Source organism: Polaribacter sp. R77954 (assembly GCF_044595335.1).
GTDB lineage: Bacteria > Bacteroidota > Bacteroidia > Flavobacteriales > Flavobacteriaceae > Polaribacter.
Window position 1 is genome coordinate 2,178,919 of the sequence record NZ_CP138992.1, and the last position, 18,843, is coordinate 2,197,761.

General features: G+C 31.1%; 20 protein-coding genes. 9 read left to right on the plus strand and 11 right to left on the minus strand.

Annotation, left to right across the window (positions count from 1 at the left end):
• Positions 1–49: 49 nt before the first annotated feature.
• The 5 genes from ilvC to SJY27_RS09370 form a co-directional block, all read right to left on the minus strand.
• Positions 50–1,525 (minus strand): ketol-acid reductoisomerase, encoded by a 1,476-nt coding sequence (ilvC, locus tag SJY27_RS09350; protein WP_397444560.1) that lies wholly within the window; start codon positions 1,523–1,525, stop codon positions 50–52.
• A 114-nt stretch (positions 1,526–1,639) separates the two neighbouring features.
• The gene (gene ilvN, locus SJY27_RS09355) at positions 1,640–2,173 is read right to left on the minus strand and encodes an acetolactate synthase small subunit (protein WP_397444561.1); all 534 of its coding nucleotides are present in this window, start codon (positions 2,171–2,173) and stop codon (positions 1,640–1,642) included.
• A gap of 48 nt (positions 2,174–2,221) precedes the next feature.
• Positions 2,222–3,955, minus strand: coding sequence for a biosynthetic-type acetolactate synthase large subunit (ilvB, locus tag SJY27_RS09360; RefSeq protein ID WP_397444562.1), 1,734 nt, complete (start codon positions 3,953–3,955; stop codon positions 2,222–2,224).
• Positions 3,956–4,006: 51 nt separating this feature from the next.
• A complete protein-coding gene (gene ilvD / locus SJY27_RS09365; RefSeq protein WP_397444563.1) occupies positions 4,007–5,683 on the minus strand; it encodes a dihydroxy-acid dehydratase in 1,677 nt (558 codons plus the stop codon).
• Positions 5,684–6,147: 464 nt separating this feature from the next.
• Positions 6,148–6,603, minus strand: a complete 456-nt coding sequence (locus SJY27_RS09370; RefSeq protein WP_397444564.1) for a DinB family protein — start codon at positions 6,601–6,603, stop codon at positions 6,148–6,150.
• Between the two features lie 42 nt (positions 6,604–6,645).
• Here SJY27_RS09370 and SJY27_RS09375 point away from each other — a divergent pair, with 42 nt between their 5' ends.
• Entirely contained in the window at positions 6,646–6,990 is a 345-nt protein-coding gene (locus SJY27_RS09375; protein WP_397444565.1) for an arsenate reductase family protein, read from the plus strand.
• A 101-nt stretch (positions 6,991–7,091) separates the two neighbouring features.
• Here the strand turns inward: SJY27_RS09375 and SJY27_RS09380 are convergent, their stop codons facing one another.
• The 4 genes from SJY27_RS09380 to SJY27_RS09395 form a co-directional block, all read right to left on the minus strand.
• The gene (locus SJY27_RS09380) at positions 7,092–7,562 is read right to left on the minus strand and encodes a DUF4252 domain-containing protein (protein WP_397444566.1); all 471 of its coding nucleotides are present in this window, start codon (positions 7,560–7,562) and stop codon (positions 7,092–7,094) included.
• A 62-nt stretch (positions 7,563–7,624) separates the two neighbouring features.
• Positions 7,625–8,098 (minus strand): hypothetical protein, encoded by a 474-nt coding sequence (locus tag SJY27_RS09385; RefSeq protein ID WP_397444567.1) that lies wholly within the window; start codon positions 8,096–8,098, stop codon positions 7,625–7,627.
• A 2-nt stretch (positions 8,099–8,100) separates the two neighbouring features.
• Entirely contained in the window at positions 8,101–9,090 is a 990-nt protein-coding gene (locus tag SJY27_RS09390) for a glycosyltransferase family 4 protein (RefSeq protein WP_397444568.1), read from the minus strand.
• A gap of 61 nt (positions 9,091–9,151) precedes the next feature.
• Positions 9,152–9,988, minus strand: coding sequence for a hypothetical protein (locus tag SJY27_RS09395; RefSeq protein WP_397444569.1), 837 nt, complete (start codon positions 9,986–9,988; stop codon positions 9,152–9,154).
• A 93-nt stretch (positions 9,989–10,081) separates the two neighbouring features.
• Here SJY27_RS09395 and SJY27_RS09400 point away from each other — a divergent pair, with 93 nt between their 5' ends.
• The 6 genes from SJY27_RS09400 (at position 10,082) to SJY27_RS09425 (ending at position 16,682) form a co-directional block, all read left to right on the plus strand.
• Positions 10,082–10,744: a thymidine kinase gene (locus SJY27_RS09400; protein ID WP_397444570.1), complete on the plus strand. Its 663-nt coding sequence runs from the start codon at positions 10,082–10,084 to the stop codon at positions 10,742–10,744.
• A 71-nt stretch (positions 10,745–10,815) separates the two neighbouring features.
• Complete coding sequence (alr, locus tag SJY27_RS09405) at positions 10,816–11,913, plus strand: alanine racemase (RefSeq protein ID WP_397444571.1); 1,098 nt, start codon at positions 10,816–10,818, stop codon at positions 11,911–11,913.
• A gap of 131 nt (positions 11,914–12,044) precedes the next feature.
• Positions 12,045–12,449, plus strand: a complete 405-nt coding sequence (mscL, locus tag SJY27_RS09410) for a large-conductance mechanosensitive channel protein MscL (protein ID WP_397447914.1) — start codon at positions 12,045–12,047, stop codon at positions 12,447–12,449.
• A 179-nt stretch (positions 12,450–12,628) separates the two neighbouring features.
• Positions 12,629–13,624, plus strand: coding sequence for a glycosyl hydrolase (locus SJY27_RS09415; RefSeq protein WP_397444572.1), 996 nt, complete (start codon positions 12,629–12,631; stop codon positions 13,622–13,624).
• A 74-nt stretch (positions 13,625–13,698) separates the two neighbouring features.
• Entirely contained in the window at positions 13,699–15,555 is a 1,857-nt protein-coding gene (locus SJY27_RS09420) for a PLP-dependent transferase (RefSeq protein WP_397444573.1), read from the plus strand.
• Positions 15,556–15,608: 53 nt separating this feature from the next.
• Positions 15,609–16,682 carry a T9SS type A sorting domain-containing protein gene (locus SJY27_RS09425; protein WP_397444574.1) on the plus strand — a complete coding sequence of 358 codons (1,074 nt, stop codon included), beginning with the start codon at positions 15,609–15,611 and terminating at the stop codon, positions 16,680–16,682.
• Here the strand turns inward: SJY27_RS09425 and aat are convergent.
• Positions 16,679–17,305 (minus strand): leucyl/phenylalanyl-tRNA--protein transferase, encoded by a 627-nt coding sequence (aat, locus tag SJY27_RS09430; RefSeq protein ID WP_397444575.1) that lies wholly within the window; start codon positions 17,303–17,305, stop codon positions 16,679–16,681. The genes SJY27_RS09425 and aat overlap by 4 nt on opposite strands.
• Before the next feature lie 125 nt (positions 17,306–17,430).
• Between aat and SJY27_RS09435 the strand changes: the two genes are divergently transcribed.
• The gene (locus tag SJY27_RS09435; protein ID WP_397444576.1) at positions 17,431–18,048 is read left to right on the plus strand and encodes a YqaA family protein; all 618 of its coding nucleotides are present in this window, start codon (positions 17,431–17,433) and stop codon (positions 18,046–18,048) included.
• A gap of 19 nt (positions 18,049–18,067) precedes the next feature.
• Positions 18,068–18,304 carry a DUF1456 family protein gene (locus SJY27_RS09440; RefSeq protein ID WP_397444577.1) on the plus strand — a complete coding sequence of 79 codons (237 nt, stop codon included), beginning with the start codon at positions 18,068–18,070 and terminating at the stop codon, positions 18,302–18,304.
• 170 nt (positions 18,305–18,474) lie between these two features.
• Here SJY27_RS09440 and SJY27_RS09445 read toward each other — a convergent pair whose 3' ends face one another.
• Positions 18,475–18,843, minus strand: coding sequence for a DUF3127 domain-containing protein (locus SJY27_RS09445; RefSeq protein WP_397444578.1), 369 nt, complete (start codon positions 18,841–18,843; stop codon positions 18,475–18,477).

Below are 18,843 nucleotides of genomic sequence, written 5' to 3' on the forward strand. Positions count from 1 at the left end.
TAAACTTTTCAATTTAACAGGTTTATACAAAAATTGGGGAAATCTAATTTTATGCAGATTTTATCACTTTCATTGCTGTCATAGAAGCTCTTAATCGTTCTCCTACAATTTCTACTGGGTGATTTCTAATAATCTTGTTAATTTTAATCAACTCTAAGTTATCTACACCATTATCAGAACTAAATGGTTTACCAATTACGTTGGTTGATACCGTTTTCATAAAATCTGCTAATAAAGGTTTACAAGCATGATCAAATAAATAACAACCATATTCTGCAGTATCAGAAATTACACGATTCATTTCTGCTAATTTCATTCTTGCAATAGTATTTGCAATTAACGGAGTTTCGTGTAAAGATTCGTAGTATGCAGAAGCATCTATAATTCCTGATTCTGTCATTGCTTCAAAAGCTAACTCAACACCAGCTCTAACAAAAGCAACTAACAACGTTCCGTGATCGAAATATTCTTGTTCTGAGATTTCTTGATCTGTAATTTCTTGTTTTTCAAAAGCAGTTTCTCCTGTTGCAGCTCTCCAGGTTAATAAGTTTACATCATCATTTGCCCAATCTTCCATCATTGTTTTAGAGAAATGACCGGTCATGATATCATCCATATGTTTTTGGAACAACGGACGCATAATGTCTTTTAATTCTTCAGATAAACGAAACGCTTCAATTTTAGCAGGATTAGACAATCTGTCCATCATATTGGTAATACCACCATGCTTTAAAGCTTCTGTTGTAGTTTCCCAACCATACTGTATTAATTTTGCAGCATAACCAGCATCAATTCCTTCTTCTACCATTTTATCGAAAGATAAAATAGCGCCTGTTTGTAACAAACCACATAAAATAGTTTGCTCTCCCATTAAATCTGATTTTACTTCAGCAACAAAAGAAGATTCTAAAACACCTGCTGTATGACCACCAGTTGCTACTGCATATGCTTTTGCTTGTGCCCAACCTTTACCTTCTGGATCATTTTCTGGATGTACAGCAGTTAATGTAGGCACTCCAAAACCTCTTTTAAATTCTTCTCGAACTTCTGAACCTGGTGATTTTGGTGCCACCATAATAACAGTTAAGTCTTTACGAATTTGCATACCTTCTTCTACAATATTAAATCCGTGAGAATATGATAAAGTAGCCCCTTTTTTCATTAAAGGCATAATAGCATTTACAACATTGGTGTGTTGTTTATCTGGTGTTAAATTAATTACTAAATCTGCTGTTGGTAACATTTCTTCGTAAGTACCTACTTTAAAATCATTAGAAGTAGCATTAATATAAGACTGTCTTTTTTGGTCTATTGCTGCTTGTCTTAATGCATAAGAGATATCTAAACCAGAATCTCTCATATTTAAACCTTGGTTTAAACCTTGTGCTCCACAGCCCACAATAACAATTTTCTTTCCTTTTAGTGCGTTTACTCCGTCTTCAAACTCTGAAGGATCCATAAAACGACATTTACCTAACTGCTCTAATTTTTGTCTTAATGTTAATGTGTTAAAATAATTTGACATTTTTTTTGTTTTTGTTTGTTGTATTAAGATGCCAGAATAGAGAGAAAAAAACAAGTAATAATACTATATGACCTTTAATCTATCCTCTTTTTTCTAGTCTCTTTTTACTTATTTTTAGTTGTTGTAAGTTTCTAACAATGTTGATATTTTCATTTCTTCTTTTGTAACTGCAATTAAACCTGATCTTGTATATTGCATAATTCCAAAAGGAGCTAATTGATTGTATAATTCTACAATTTCTTCTTTTTTTCCTGATTTTTCAAGAACAAAAAATTCTTTGTTTACAGTTACAATTCTAGCATTACTTTCTTTAATGATATTCTGAATTTGACGTTCTTCGAACAACAATTCTGATTTAATTTTAAACAAGCCTGCTATTTGATAAATAATATCATCTAAACTATGATAATAGGCTTTTATAACCTCTACTTGTTTTTCTATTTGACCAATAATTTTTTTAATACCTACCTCGTTCATATTTACCACAATTGTAAATTTAGAAACGCCTTCTATTTCTGAAGGAGAAGTATTTAAACTTTCTATATTGATGTGTCTTCTCTGGAAAATTGCAGAAATTCTGTTCAACAATCCAATATTATTTTCGGTATATACAGAAACTGTATATAGTTGCTTTTCTTCTGTATTCATTTCTTTGGCTTTTGGCTATACGCTTTTAGCAATAAGCTTTATTTATATCTACTCCAATCTGATATCTGAAACACTTGCTCCTGAAGGAATCATTGGAAACACATTATCTTCTTTTTCTACACAAACTTCTAAGAAATACGCTTCTTTACTTTGCATCATTTCTGCAACAGCTTCTGCTAACTCTTCACGTTTGGTAACTTTTCTTGCTTTAATGTAATATCCTTCTGCAATAGCTACAAAATTAGGATTTACCATTTCTGTGGATGCATAACGTTTGTCAAAAAACAATTGTTGCCATTGCCTAACCATTCCTAAAAAATCGTTATTTAACACTACCACTTTTACAGCTGCTTTTTGCTGAAAAATAGTACCCAATTCTTGAATGGTCATTTGGTAACCACCATCACCAGAAATAGAAACTACTTCGCGTTCTGGAGCTGCCATTTTTGCACCAATTGCTGCTGGTAAACCAAAACCCATTGTACCTAAACCGCCAGAAGTAATATTACTTTTAGTTACATTAAAATCTGCATATCTACAAGCTACCATTTGATGCTGACCAACATCTGTAACAATTGCTGCTTCTCCTTTACTTTGAATGTTAATTTCTTTCAAAACCTCACCCATTGTTAAACCTTCTTTTGTTGGATGAATATCGTTTTTGATTACTTTATCATATTCAATTTTATATAAATCTTTAAATTTTTGATGCCATTCTTTATGAGAATTTTCATTTAATAACGGCAATAATAAATTTAAGCTTGCTTTTGCATCACCTAAAACAGCAACATCAGTTTTTACGTTCTTATCAATTTCTGCAGGATCAATTTCGAAATGAATTACCTTAGCTTGTTTTGCATAAGTATCTAAACTTCCTGTAACTCGATCATCAAAACGCATACCTATTGCAATTAAAACATCACACTCGTTGGTTAACATGTTAGGCGCATAATTACCATGCATACCTACCATACCTACATTAAAAGGATGTGAAGTTGGTATGGCTGAAGCTCCTAAAATTGTCCAAGCAGCAGGTATCCCTGCTTTTTCTATAACTGCTTTTAATTGCTCTTCAGCTTCACCTAAAATTACGCCTTGCCCCCAAACAATTAAGGGTTTTTTAGCACTATTAATAATTGCTGCAGCTTCTTCTACTTTTGTAATATCTGTATCAGGAACTGGTTTATAACTTCTTACTTGAGTACATTTTTCATATACAAAATCAAACTCTTCAAACTGAGCATCTTTAGTAATATCTATTAAAACAGGACCTGGCCTACCGCTTTTAGCAATGTAAAATGCTTTTGCAATTGCAGCTGGAATATCAGTCGCTTTTGTTACTTGAATATTCCATTTTGTTACTGGTGTAGAAATACCTACAATGTCTGTTTCTTGAAAAGCATCACTCCCTAACAAATGAGATGCAACTTGACCTGTAATACACACCATTGGTGTAGAATCTATTTGTGCATCTGCTATTCCTGTAATTAAGTTGGTTGCTCCTGGGCCAGAAGTGGCAATAGCAACACCTACTTTACCAGAAATTCTTGCATAACCTTGAGCTGAATGTGTTGCTCCTTGTTCGTGACGTGTTAATACATGATGAATTTTATCTTGATATTTATACAATTCATCGTAAACTGGCATAATTGCACCTCCAGGATAACCGTAAAGAATATCTACTCCTTCTTCAATTAAACATCTCACAATTGCCTCACTACCAGAAATACGCTCTGTAGTTTTGGTAGCTTTTTTTGGTTTGGTTATGGTTTTTGTTTCCATATTATCTTTATGTTTTATACCTACAAGGTTTTTGGAAACCTCGCAGGAGTTTTAAGCATCAGTAACACATCCTTTAGATGCTGATGCTACGTATTTTGCGTATTTGTATAAAATTCCTTTTTTGTGTTTTGGCTCAGGAGCAACCCATTTTGCTCTTCGGTCTGCCAATTCTTCATCAGAAATTAACACATTGATAGAATTATCTTCTGCACTAATTCTAATTTTATCTCCAGTTTCAATCAATCCAATTGCACCTCCAGATATTGCTTCTGGGGTAATATGCCCAACTACAAAACCATGAGTACCACCAGAAAAACGACCATCTGTAATTAATGCTACAGATTTACCTAAACCTGCTCCCATAATTAATGAGGTTGGTTTTAACATTTCTGGCATTCCTGGACCTCCTTTTGGACCAACATACCTGATGACGACTACATCTCCTTTTGCTACTTCACCATTAGAAATACCTGTATTTGCAGCTTGTTCACCATCATAAACCACAGCTTTACCTTCGAACAACAAACCTTCATTTCCAGAAATTTTTGCTACAGCTCCTTCTTCTGCAAGGTTACCATATAAAATCTGTAAATTTCCAGATGATTTTAAGGCTTTATCTTTTGGAAAAATTACATCTTGATCTTCGAATTCCATAGCTTCTACATCTGCTAAATTCTCTGCTAAAGTTTTACCAGTAACAGTCATACAATCTCCATGTAAATATCCATTTTCTAATAAATATTTCATAATTGCTGGTGTACCACCTACTCCATGCACATCTTCCATTAAATATTTACCAGATGGTTTTAAATCTGCAATTAATGGAGTTCTATCTGATACTCTTTGAAAATCTTCTAAAGTAAATTCAATATCAGCAGCATGTGCAATTGCTAAAAAGTGTAATACTGCATTTGTAGAACCTCCCAATGCATTTACTAAAGCAATTGCATTTTCTAAAGATTTTTTAGAAATAATATCTAAAGGTTTTAAATCTTTTTCTAATAAATTTTTAATAGCTCTTGCGTGTCTTTCTGACTCTGATAATTTATTGGGATTTTCTGCAGGAATTGATGAATTGTAAGGCAATGCAAAGCCCATACATTCAATTGCAGAAGCCATTGTATTTGCAGTATACATACCACCACAAGCTCCAGCTCCAGGAATTGCTCTTTTAATGATTTCTCTATACTCTTCTTCTTCAATTTCTCCTGCCACTTTTTGACCTAAAGCTTCAAAAGCAGAAACAATATTTAATTTTCTTCCTTTGTAATTTCCAGAAGCGATTGTTCCACCATACATCATAATTGATGGGCGATTTAAACGCAACATGGCAATTACTGCTCCTGGCATATTTTTATCACAACCTACAATAGAAATTAAGCCATCGTAACTTTGTGCATTCATTACAGTTTCTATAGAATCTGCAATAATATCTCTTGAAACTAAGGAATAATTCATACCAGAAGTTCCCATAGAAATACCATCTGAAACACCAATAGTATTGAAACCTAAACCTACCATATCTGCAATTTTACACTCTACCTTGACTTCATCTTTCAATCGGTTTAAGTGCATGTTACAAGGATTACCATCATAACCAGTACTTGCAATACCTATTTGTGCTTTGCTCATATCTTCATCAGACAAACCTACTGCATACAACATGGCTTGTGATGCTGGTTGAGATTCGTCTTGTGTTAATCTGCTACTATGTTTGTTAAGTTTCATTTACTATTTTATTCAAATTGTTGACTAAATTATTCTATTTCTCGTTTTTTATTATATAAAACTCAATACTATTCTTTAATTTCAGATGTTAAAAAAAATACATAACACACTAATTACTAGTTTTTTAACCTATTTTTATTATGATATTCAATTATTGAAATAAATGCAATAAAAAACCTTCCGATTTTTAAGGGAAGGTTGATTGTAAATTTATATTTTATCTATCACTTCCTTATCAACTCGTATAGATTACGATGACTACTATAATTCTAAAGATAGAAAATTTAGATATCTTTGAATATCTCAAAGATATGAGCCCAGATTGAAGCATTTGTTTGAGCTCTTTTTTTATGCTACACTTAAATTAAATGCTTTAATGGTAATTCAATTACTTTTTTTAAAGAAAAGATGCTAAAATACATTCACCATAAAAAAAAGCGAGTGCTGAAAGCTGGAAATAGCTTCTATAAAAACTTTTTAATAGATCTTATAATTCCGTAATGAATGCCTTCATGAAAATTATTAAACGGAATTGCAATATCTACACTATCTAAAACAACGCCTGTACTAGTTGGATATTCTGTATAATTCTGGAAAATACCTGCATTAAAATCTTCTTCTAAAGTGTCTGGTAAGCCAATTAAAAGTTCTTTTAACTCTTCAAATTCTTCTGCTGTAAAAACTTTTGTTGGTGCTGTTCCTTTTCTGTGTGCCTCTATCAATTCGTCTGAACATAAAGGATTTAAACCCGATAATTTGTAATGTAACAATTGCTGTGTAACTACCAAATGTGCCACATTCCAAGCAATATTGTTTTTAAAACCTTCAGGAATTCTATGAAGATCATCTAAAGTTAAGCCTTCTAATTCTTTCATTAAAAGTGCTCTCGATTTTTTTAAAATATAAAAGTGAGTGTTCATTTTTATCAGTAATTTTGATACTGTAAATATAATTGATTAAACATGAAGAAAGTCTATTTTTTGCAAACTTGTGATACCTGTAAAAGAATTTTAAAAGAAGTAAATACAGCTGGGTTTGAGCGTCAAGAAATTAAAACGAATAATATTACTGAAACACAACTGGATGAAATGTATGCGCTTTCTGGCAGTTATGAAGGGTTATTTAATAAACGTGCAAGATTATATACATCTAAGGATTTGAAAAATAAAAACTTATCTGAGGCCGATTATAAGAACTATTTGTTGCAAGAATACACCTTTTTAAAACGTCCTGTTTTTATAGTTGATGATACAATTTTTATCGGGAATAGTAAAAAAGTGATTGCGCAATTGAAAGAAGTTCTATAAATATTAGTTGTACTTGTCATTTTGACTTTATAAAGAAATCTAAACAAATTCTTATTTATGTGATTTCTCCACAAGGTTGAAATGACAAGTTGATTGTTTTATTAATCGGTTTTGATGTTAGATTTCGACATCATTTCTGCAAGCTCATCTGTGGTTAAATTGGTTTTTATGCCCAATAGTACCAATTGATCACCATCGTTATTGGCTTGTAGAATAATTTCTTTTATAATATTATTCTTTTCTAAAATGTAAAAAGAAGCTTTACCATCATCTCCTTTTACACGAGCCATGGTTTTTAATTTATTCTTTTTAATGTACTTTTTAAAATCTTTAGATACAGTTGCATCTTCGTTATTAAAAACCATTAATTTAAAATCGCTCGATTTTTTTAGTAATTTTTGTAAATCGTCCTGATCATCATCACTTAAAAAAGACCCTGCAAATGATGCATTTAAATTTAATGAAAAAGCAGATTGCTCTTTATGCGTTTTGTAAAAATTTTTAAAAGTAACGTCTTGTGCTATACTGTTTATTGTAAAAAGCAGGCATAAAAAAAAGGTAAATCGTTTCATGTTATTTGGTTTTCTTTTAAAACGATTTACCTTTTGTTTTGTTACAATAAATAAGATAACTATCAGAATTTCATTGCAATACCCATATTTTCGCCTTGTATATTAAAATGAAACGAAGGATTAAATTTATAACTTGTAGAAGATATACCTGCATTATACAATTCAACCGCTTTTGATGCTTTTTTATTAAAGCCTTTAATAATTGGAATTGATGCTACAATTAAAGCAGCGCCTGCACCTGCTAATGCCCATTGAGGATCTCCACCACCTATTGAAGTTCCTAGAGGATAACCTACTAAAAATCCACCAGCAGCACCTAAAGCTAATGCCCAATTTTGATTTGATTTTGCTGATGATATTAAATCTAACGCTTCTTGATTATTTTTCATAATCTCTTGCATGTTTTTCACATTCAGCATTTTACCATCTTGTAAAAATTGATAACCACCCCAAACTTTTTTCATTTCAATTTCTTGTGCATTAAATGCTACTGACCCAAATAAAATAACTGCAATAACAACTATAATTTTTCTCATATTTATATTGATTTTGATTGATATACTTTAATTAACTGTTTAGCCTCTTTTTCTGCGCTCCAATTTTCAAGAATTTCTGCTCTTGCTGCTTGCCCTAAAAGTGGATTTTCTCCTTTTATTTGTTTTAATAATAATTCTTCTAATTGATTGCTATTTCCAGCATCAAACAAGTACCCATTTTTATTGTGAGTAATCAATTCTGAGTGTACACCCACATTTTTGGTGGCAATTACAGAACATTCACAAGCCATTGCTTCTGCAGTTACCAAAGAAAATCCTTCAGAAAAACTTGGGGCAACTACTATTTTTGAAGCTTGGTAATATTTTATAATTTCTCTGGTTTCATCTACAAAATACACTTGTTTTTCAATATTATGTTTTCTAACCATTGTTTTTAATACTTCTAAAAACTCAGGCTTATCTACTTGCCCAACAATAACTAATGCCCAATTTTTATGATCTTTTAACACTTTTGCTGCTTCTAAAAGTACCAATTGTCCTTTTGCCTTTCTAACTCTACCAGCATTTAAAATTATGTTTTCTTGATCTACATTTCTAAGCCATACCTTTTTTTTAGGTACAAATTCACTAACGCGCACTCCATGGCCAACAATAGTGTTTTTAATGCCTAAATTTTGACTCATACTTTTTATGAGCGTAATTACAATATCAGATTTTTTTAGTAAAAACTTTGTAAATTTTGAAGGCTTTGTTTCTGCATGTCTAGTAGCAATCAAGGTGAATTTTGCGCCCAACATACGATACCAAAGTATTTTTAAAATTTCATTATTTCGATGACAATGTACTACAGTTTTTCCATCAGAAAATAAAATGGATTTCAATTTTGAAGTGCTGATATGATTTCCATCAATATTTGAACCATATACATAGGTTTCAAATTCGTCATCAAAAAAAGGAAGCACGTTTTCTATACTTCTTGTAACGCCAGTTTTTCGTTTGTGAAAATGCGTGTGGATTAAAGTTGGTTTCAAAGGCTTAAATTGAAAATTGAAAGTCTGGAGCTAAAAAATAACCGTTTTAAACTTTAAAAAGTTATGCAAATTTTCGAGCAATAATTTCCATAAAACGATTTTCTAATTCTTCTTTTTCAGACCAATCATAATCTGGTTTTACCAAAGTTTTAATAAATGTTTTTGCATCTCTTTCTGACTTAAAGGTATTTAATTGAGAAATTACTCTGTTATAATCTTCTTGTTGGTTATTAAATAGGTTTTTTACAAACGCAATTCTATCATTCAAGCCAATTTGAATATTGGCAGCCAATTTATCATTTAACGATTTTGGTTGTGCATTTTCAAAGAAATCTGCCATAACATCAACAGAAACAATATCTTGTAATTCTTCTTCTAAAGACATTCTTTTGCGCTCTTCAACCTTTATAACATCACTAATTATTGGTGTTTTGGGTTCAGTATCTTTTTCAATCTGTGCAGCATTCAATTCCGAGACTTCTGTTATACTTTTTTCTGATTTTACTTCTTCAATCATTTCTTTTGATGAAAACATCAACTCCTCTAATTCATCAAAAGGTTGTTCTATGGGTGCTTCTATTTTATTTTGATGTAGTTGATTTACGACCTCATTTTCAGCATCATCACTTAAATCATAGTCTAGTTCTGCTGCAACTTCTTGCTCTGCTATAAAGTTCTCTTTAGTTTCAAAAGCAGTAACTACTTGTTTTAACAATTCTTCTTTTGTAGTTTGTAAATTCGGTGTTGTGTTTACATATTCTTCTACAAAAGCCAACATAGATAGCTTTTCATAAACTTCTTTAGATTTTTCTTTTAGCGCAAACACATCATCCTTATTTTTCATAGTTAAGATGCTGTGTGCTAAGCTAATTAAATCTGCCTCCAATTTTTTGTGCATAAGTTCTCTGTTGATATTAAGTTTTACTATGATTTATTCCTAAATTTGTAAGCGCCGAAAATAGACTTAATTTATAACGCCTAAAATTACAAAATGTTTCTTGAAAATACCGTAAATCACACAGAACAATTTGGTTGGATAGAAGTTATTTGTGGCTCTATGTTTTCTGGCAAAACAGAAGAATTGATTAGACGCTTAAAACGCGCACAATTTGCCAAACAAAGGGTAGAAATCTTTAAACCTGCTGTAGACACACGTTATGATGATGAAGAAGTTGTTTCGCACAACGATTCTAGAATTCGCTCTACACCTGTACCAGTCTCCTCTAATATTAGATTACTAGCTAACAATGTTGATGTGGTGGGTATTGATGAAGCACAATTTTTTGATGATGAAATTGTAGCCGTTTGCAATGATTTGGCAAATAGAGGTGTACGTGTAATTGTAGCTGGTTTAGATATGGATTTTAAAGGAAACCCTTTTGGCCCAATGCCTGCTTTAATGGCAACTGCAGAATATGTAACCAAGGTACATGCGGTTTGCACACATACAGGTAATTTAGCACATTATAGTTTTAGAAAAGCGCAAAATGATAAGTTAGTGTTATTAGGTGAAACACAAGAATATGAACCTTTGAGTAGAGCTGCATATTACAAAGCTGTAAAAAAGAAACAAGAAGAAACTGCTTCAGAAGAAAAAACTAATGTCATTTCGAGTGAAGTTGAGAAATCTCAAAAAGATTCTGAAATAAAGTAATAAGTTACTGAAACAAGTTCTTACAATACTAAAATAAATTAAATAGACACTGAAACAAGTTCAGCATAAGAATGAATAACCATGTAACCATTTTAGAAATTGATGGAAATGCGTTAAAGCACAACCTAAATTATTTTAAAAAAAAGCTGAATCCTGAGACTAAAATTTTAGCGGTTGTTAAAGCTTTTGGTTATGGTTCTGATGGCGTTCAAGTGGCGCAATTTTTACAAGATAAGGTAGATTATTTTGCAGTAGCTTACACGCATGAAGGTGTTGCTTTACGCCAAGCTAATGTAAAAACACCTATTTTGGTATTGCATCCACAAATACCAAATTTACAAACTGTTATAGCTTATCGCTTAGAACCAAACTTATACAATTTTAAAATTTTTAATGCCTTTTTAAAATTGGCAGATCAAATTCCTTTAATGAATTATCCTGTGCATTTAAAATTCAATACAGGTTTAAACAGGTTAGGGTTTTGGCATACAGATATTCCTAAAATAATAGCAGACTTAAAAGAAACCAATCATATTAAAGTACAATCTTTATTTTCTCATTTAGCAGCCAGTGAAGATTTAGAAGAAAAAGACTTTACCATCAATCAGATTAATAATTTCACATACATTGCCCAACAGTTTTACAAACATTTGGGTTACGAACCCATGTTGCATATCTTAAATACTTCTGGTGTTGTTAACTTTGCCAAAGCTCAGTTTAATATGGTTCGTATTGGCATTGGTCTGTATGGTTTTGGTAATGATGAACAAGAAACTGCTCAACTAAAAAACACCCATAATTTAAAATCGATAATTTCTCAAATTCATATTATTCAACCTGGTGAAACTGTAGGTTACAACAGAGCTTTTGTAGCCAAAAGACCAACGAAATCAGCAACAATTCCTATTGGGCATGCAGATGGAATCTCAAGAAAATTAGGCAATAAAAAAGGCTACGTAATCGTAAACAATAAAAAAGCAAAAATAATTGGTAATGTTTGTATGGATATGATTATGGTTGATGTTACCAAAATTGATTGTAAAGAAGGTGATGAAGTTATCATTTTTAACAACCAAAAAATGCTCAATTATATTGCTGATGTTTCAGAAACTATTGTTTATGAAACGTTAACCGCAATTTCTCCGCGCATTAAAAAAGTTTTAAAATAATATTTTATAAAACTTAAAAATTAAGAGATTAAAAGTTCAAATGATACCTCTTGTCGAATAAAAAATTACTTGAAATTTAATTTTTCTACTTTAGCTTCCTTAACTAATTAAAACTTAAATATAAAATGGGAATGCTTAAAGAATTTAAGGCTTTTGCAATGAAGGGAAACCTTGTTGATATTGCAGTAGGTTTTGTTATGGGTGCTGCTTTTAAACAAGTAGTTACTTCTTTTACAGGAGGAATTGTTTCACCGTTAATTGGCTTAATTTTTAAAGCTGATTTTAAAGATTTAAAGTGGATTGCTAAAGAAGGTGTAGCTGATGAAACTGGTAAAGTTGTTGGTGAAGTTGCTATTTTGTACGGAAATTTCTTAACCAACGTTATCGATTTTATAATTGTAGCTTTTGTAATGTTTATGATGATTAAAGGAATTAATGCTACCAAAAAGAAAGAAGAACCTAAACCAGAAGCACCAAAAGGCCCTAGTCAAGAAGACTTATTAGCCGAAATTAGAGACTTACTGGCTAAGAAATAATAAAAAATTATTTTTTTGATAAAGAGGCTTTCTGAAAAGATAGCCTCTTTTGTTTTTTGTCTAAATTCGTAAAAATTAAAACTAATGTTCAATTGAAAAACATTTTTCTTTTATTCATGCTGTTTTTACTTTGCATAAACTTTTACGCTCAGCAGAAATTATATCAATCTACAAAAACTATGAAATTTAACAAATTCGAGCCTAAAAATGGAAAAGTACTATTTTTTATCGGTAAAGATTTAGAAGCTGTTGGGGGGTTAAAAAATTACCATAATGGTTATTTAGATGCTTTTAAAATACCTGCAGGTATAACAGCTTACACCAATTTATCTCCAGGTGACAACTCTTTTGGATGGCAAATAAATGGTTTAGATGGCACAAAAACCAAAGCAAATTGGGGTGCAGGAGATACCTGTTTACAATATTATTTAGATGATAAAAAGTTTAAAAACACCATGATTTCTATTGGGCTTTCTATGATGAATCACGATAAAAATGTGGCAAAAGGCAAACACGACAAGCTTATTATAACACTTGGAGAATGGATAAAAACCACCAAAAGACCCGTTTTTTTAAGAATTGGTTATGAGTTTGATGGTTGGGATTGGAACAATTATGAAAAGAAATACTTTTTAAAAGCCTGGAAAAGAATTCATAACATATTTAGAAAAATTAAGGTAGAAAATGTAGCCTTTGTATGGCAATCTAAAGGTACAGGTTCAAATCAAGAAGTTTTGGAAGAATGGTATCCAGGAGATGAATTTGTAGATTGGTGTGGTTACTCCTATTTTCATAACCCAGATAATGAAATGATTACCTTTGCTAGAAAGCACAAAAAACCTGTTTTTATAGCCGAAGCTTGCCCAGTTTTAAAAGATAAATTAGGAAATTTTTATGCTAACTTAAGTAACGAAACAGAAGCAAAACAAATTTGGCAAAAATGGTTTGTTCCTTTTTTTAAAGTGATAAATGACCACCCAGATGTTGTAAAAGCATTTAGCTATATCAATGTCGAGTGGAAATCTCAAGTGATGTGGCAAAATAATGTTTATTTTAAAAATGTTGATTCTCGGATTCAACAAAGTGATTACATCACTAATAAATGGAATAAAGAAATAAGTGAATCAAAATATTTACAATCTACAGACAGTCTGTTTTCTAATTTAAATAAGTAATCTTTCAGTTTTTCTTTCGACTATAAAAATCGGAGATATTGTATCTTTAACCTTTTCTTTTAAACGTAAAAAGTATGCAACAAACTAAAGTATTAAATTTTATTGAAAATGTTTTAAACAACATGCCTGCTGATTGGCTAAACTTAACCACACATAGGCTCGATATTTATAATGAATCTTTAGCTAAAACAGCTTTCTTAGACAACTTTACAAAATTATTTAAAAACAATAATGTAAGTAAAGAAGCTTTAAAAAACTTACCAACTGCATACGATTATATTCGATTAGGGCATCCATTATCTTGTATTTTAGAGTGGACCATTGCTAATTTAACCGCTCAGAAATCAGAAAATATTATTAGTTTCTCATCCCAAACAGCACCCATTTTAGCAATTCTAAGAAAAAATTTATTAGACCATAAAAACACTCAAATCCTTTATATTGATACACTTCCTGAATTCTTTGATACAGATACTATCAGAAAAGTATATGGATATCAATTTGAAATCAAAAAAATTGAATCATTAAAAGAAATTTCTAATTTTAATCATAGAAGGACCCTTTTTATTTCAGAAAAAAATGACCTCACAAATTTTGAAAACCATTCAAATGTTGATTTTTTTATAAATTATAAACCAAATTTAGGAAGTATTGTTTTAATTAATGGCTTAAAAAACAACCATTATATTTCAGAAATTCAGCATGTAAGAAGAAGAGAAACCATTGCAATGACACCTGCTAACACTTTTACTATTTTGCAATCTTTAGTTGGTAAAAATTCTTCAACTACTACACAGCCAAACGATTTTTCAGCAAATAAAAAAATAGTACAAAAAACGATTCAAAAAATTACTGGAACTACTATTAACCCTTTAGTAGCTTCAAGCGGACTCTCAATTCAATATGCCATAATGATGGGTTTAATTGATGATGCACAAAAAAATCATCCTAAAAAACCAATCAAATTTATTGTACCACCCAATTGTTATGGAGGCACAAACGACCAAGCAAGAAGAGTAGCTGCGTGTATTGAAAATGTAGCAATTGTAGATTTACCTGTAGATGGTGATAATGATATGGTACAAAGTATTGATAACGTTTTAACTAAAATTGCTAATGAAGATGGTATTCCTTACATCATTGCAGAAATTCCAACCAACCCAAGAGTAGAAGTGCCAAATTTAGAAGATTTAAAAACCGTTTTAAGCAAAAAACGAAGTTCTAAATCTGGTAAATTTGCTATTGATCCTGTTTTTATTTTAGACCAAACCTTTTGCCCAAATGTGCACTTTTTAGGTGAAGGTAAAACATTGTCGGAAGTCAGAACAATTTCATATGCAAGTGGATCGAAATTCCCAAGTGGAGGAAAATGTACAGCTGGTTATTGTGTAGGAAACAACAAAACCGAAAGTTTAATTCACAAAATAGCGATTCATTTACAACTGTGTGATAATGAAGCTTCACATCATCAGTATAAAATATTGGCAAATCAAATGCCGACAATGAATCAAAGAATTGAGGCTGCTTATCAAAATACGCGCAAGTTTGTTAACTTTATTCAAAAGAATTTACCAACTGCAAAAATCAATTTTGTTTCAGAACAATTGGCAAAACTGGGCTTTACTCCTTCTGTTTTTTCTTTAGATTTACCAACAAAAGGAAATTCAGAAGCTGAAAAAGAAACCTATAAAAGAGCACTTAATTTAAAATTAATTCATAAAATGATTACTGAAATTCCTGATGAAAGTAAATTTTGTGTGAGTTATGGACAACTAAAAGGATGTTATTGGACTATCCCAGCAACCTCAACACAAGGAACCACAAAAGAAGGTGACAAAGATTATATTGTAAGAACGTCACTCTCTGGAAATATGAATCTTGAATTACATCAAAAAGTATTTTTAGATTTTGTGAAAGAGATTCAAAAATAACGGTTAAAAATAATTATGTAATTTAGCATCAAAGTTTTGACCATAAACCCTCTATGAAATCAAAAATCCTCCTATTTACTTTATTAAGTATCAATTGTTTTTTTTCGGTAAGCCAAACTACATACATAGAAAATTTTGACACCAAAGGATATCCCAATGATATTCCGAAAAATAGTTATTGGAAATTTTTTAATGATATTCATCCAAACCAAACTGGTTGGGATAGTTTTATACCAGGTGATGGTTTTGCGTATATTACTGTAGATGCTGACATAAGTAATGACACAGACTTAACATACCCTTATCAAACCATGGTTTTTGGTGGTGTAGGAGAAAATCATCGTTTAGAAGTACGCATGAAAGGTGCTGCTGTAGATGGTGGTTTGGCTGCATTTATTTTTACTTATGGGCAAGTTGGTGCTACTTTTAATGAAGTTGATATAGAAGTTGTGGCTCAAGATTTACAGTCGGGTATTCCTGCTCATGACATTTACCCACCCAATGGTTGGACAGATGCACGTTTTAATACTTGGCGAGATGCAAATGAAATTACAGAACTGCCTTTTACAGGTTCTTCAAAACCTGTGGTTGATATAAACAACAACAGAAAATCATTAATTGATGATAAATTTCACACCTATACCATAGACTGGACCGCAAATCAGGTAGATTTTTTTATTGATAATGTGTTACAAGAATCTTTTAACACTAACATTGCTAAAGGATGGTCTGAAGTAATTATTGGATACAGAAATTTGCCTTGGGCTGGTGATTTTAGATGGTCTGGAACACATACTATGGTTATTGATTATTTTAAAATTGAAGAGCTTAATGAAGTATCAAAATTATCTGTAGCTTCTCAAAATACTACCATCGAATCTCAAATTGAAATCTTTCCAAATCCAACAGCTAACCAGATAAACTTTAGTATTAAAACACCTTTAAAAGTGGTAAAAATGGAATTATTTAATATGCTATCTTCTAAATTTTATCATATTAATGACATTGATTTTCAATCTAAAGAAATTCAAAAAATTGATGTTTCTCAACTTTCAAAAGGAGTTTATTTCTTAAAAACCGAGTTTGAAAACGGCAGTGTAACCTCTAAAAAAATAATGAAACTTTAAGATTTTAAAATCTTTAAAAATAATGCTCTATCAATTTCTATAGCACCTAAACTTGCCAAATGTGCATTATAAATTTGACAATCTATTAGTTGATACTTTTTATTTTTAGCCAAGTGTATAAATGCAAGTTTAGAGGCATTAGAAACTTTGCTAAACATGCTCTCACCACAAAATACATGATTCATTTCTAACCCATATAAACCGCCAACTAATTCATTATCTTTCCAAACTTCTATAGATTTTGCAACTCCTCTTTTGTGTAAGTTGATATAAGCTTTTTCCATATCATCAGTAATCCAAGTGCCAAAATCTTCTTTTCTTTTAATGTTTTTGCAATTATAGATTACCTCTTCAAAAGCCAGGTTTTCTGTAATTACAAACTCCTTTTTGTTGATAAGTTTTCGCATCGATTTCGATACTTTTAAATCATCTGGAAACAGAACCATTCTTTCTGATGGGCAATACCAAATAATTGGATCGCCTTCAGAAAACCAAGGGAAAATTCCGTTTTTGTAAGCGTAAATTAAACGTTCTTCAGACAAGTCGCCTCCCAAAGCTAAAATACCATCTGGAGTTACAAATTTATAATCCGGAAAAGAAATTGTATCCGTAAGCCAAATCAATTTTAGTAGTTTTTATAAAGTAAAATTAACAAATTCTTAAAAATGCGTTAATGTGAAATATAAAGGAAATTTGTCGAAAATTGTCACTATTTTTGCAAATCATTTTTGATAAATGATACCTGCAAATGCCAAAAAGAGAAAAATCTAAAGGAAAAAGATTCAAACTAATTCATAAATATTATGAACGCACTGGTTTTTACACTTTTGTTGGTAAAAACCTAAAAAGTGCAATTTTACCAATTTTAGGTATTGTTCTGGTTATTTTTTTATTTAACAAATACGTATACAATATTAACGACGGATTGCATCATTTTACAGAAACCTTTTCTAGAGGTACTGTATTGGCGGTGTTTTTTATTTCTGAAACTTTATTAGGCTTAATACCTCCAGAAATATTTATTGCGTGGACAAAAAAAACTGGAACCCCTATAATTAACTTGGCTATTTTAGCAACACTTTCTTATTCAGGAGGGTTAATTTCTTATTTTTTAGGTAGAATGACCTTAAAAATACGTTCAGTAAAAGAATATTTAGAAATTAAAATGGCTAAAAATTTAGCAAATACCAAAAAATGGGGTGGCATTTTAATTTTAGTAGGCGCTTTACTACCTCTACCTTTTTCTATTGCTTGTGTTGCAGCTGGTATGATTAAATATCCTTTTAAAAATGTAGTTTTTTTTGGTTTATTTCGTTTTGCACGATTTGCGATTTATGCTTGGGCAATTTTTAAAGTAGTACACTAAAAACAATTATATTTGCTTTATGGGATTAACAAATAACGATATTTTTAAAAAGCTAAGAGTTGCACATAAATTGCGCGATACAGATATTATTGAAATTTGTGCTTTAGTAGATTTTAAAGTAACTAAAGGTGAGTTAGGGGCTATTTTTAGAAAAGAAGATCATCCTAAATATGTAGAATGTGGAGATCAATTTTTACGAAATTTTTTAAACGGCCTGATTATTCATTTACGTGGACCAATGCCTAAAAAATCGTAGATTTTTTATAGACTCTTAGTCAGTTAGATTTTTAGAGACAAATACCAAGACTAAAATATATTAAGTAAAAAAGAGAGCGTTCATTAAATGAACGCTCTCTTTTTTATCTTGTCTCTCGTCTATTAATTCTATAAAATCAACAAAAACGAGTCCACTAAATATCTAATTATCTAAAATGGTAAATCGTCTGGTTCATCATCAGAAACATTAGATGCAGGCTCAAATTGATCTACAGGTGGCAAATTACTTGGTGCACCTTGTTGAGATAAACTTTCAATTCGCCAACCTTGTACAGAGTTAAAATACTTTGCTTCTCCCTGTGGATTAATCCACTCTCTACCTCTTAAATTAATAGATACTTTTACATCTTGCCCCACTTTATAACTGTTTAACAAGTCTGTTTTGTCTTGTATAAACTCAATCATAATCATTTGCGGATACTGTTCATCAGTAGTAACTACCATTTCTCTTTTTCTAAATCCGTTTGAACCAAATGTTTGTACCTCTCCAATCAATTTTATTTTCCCTATAACTTCCAT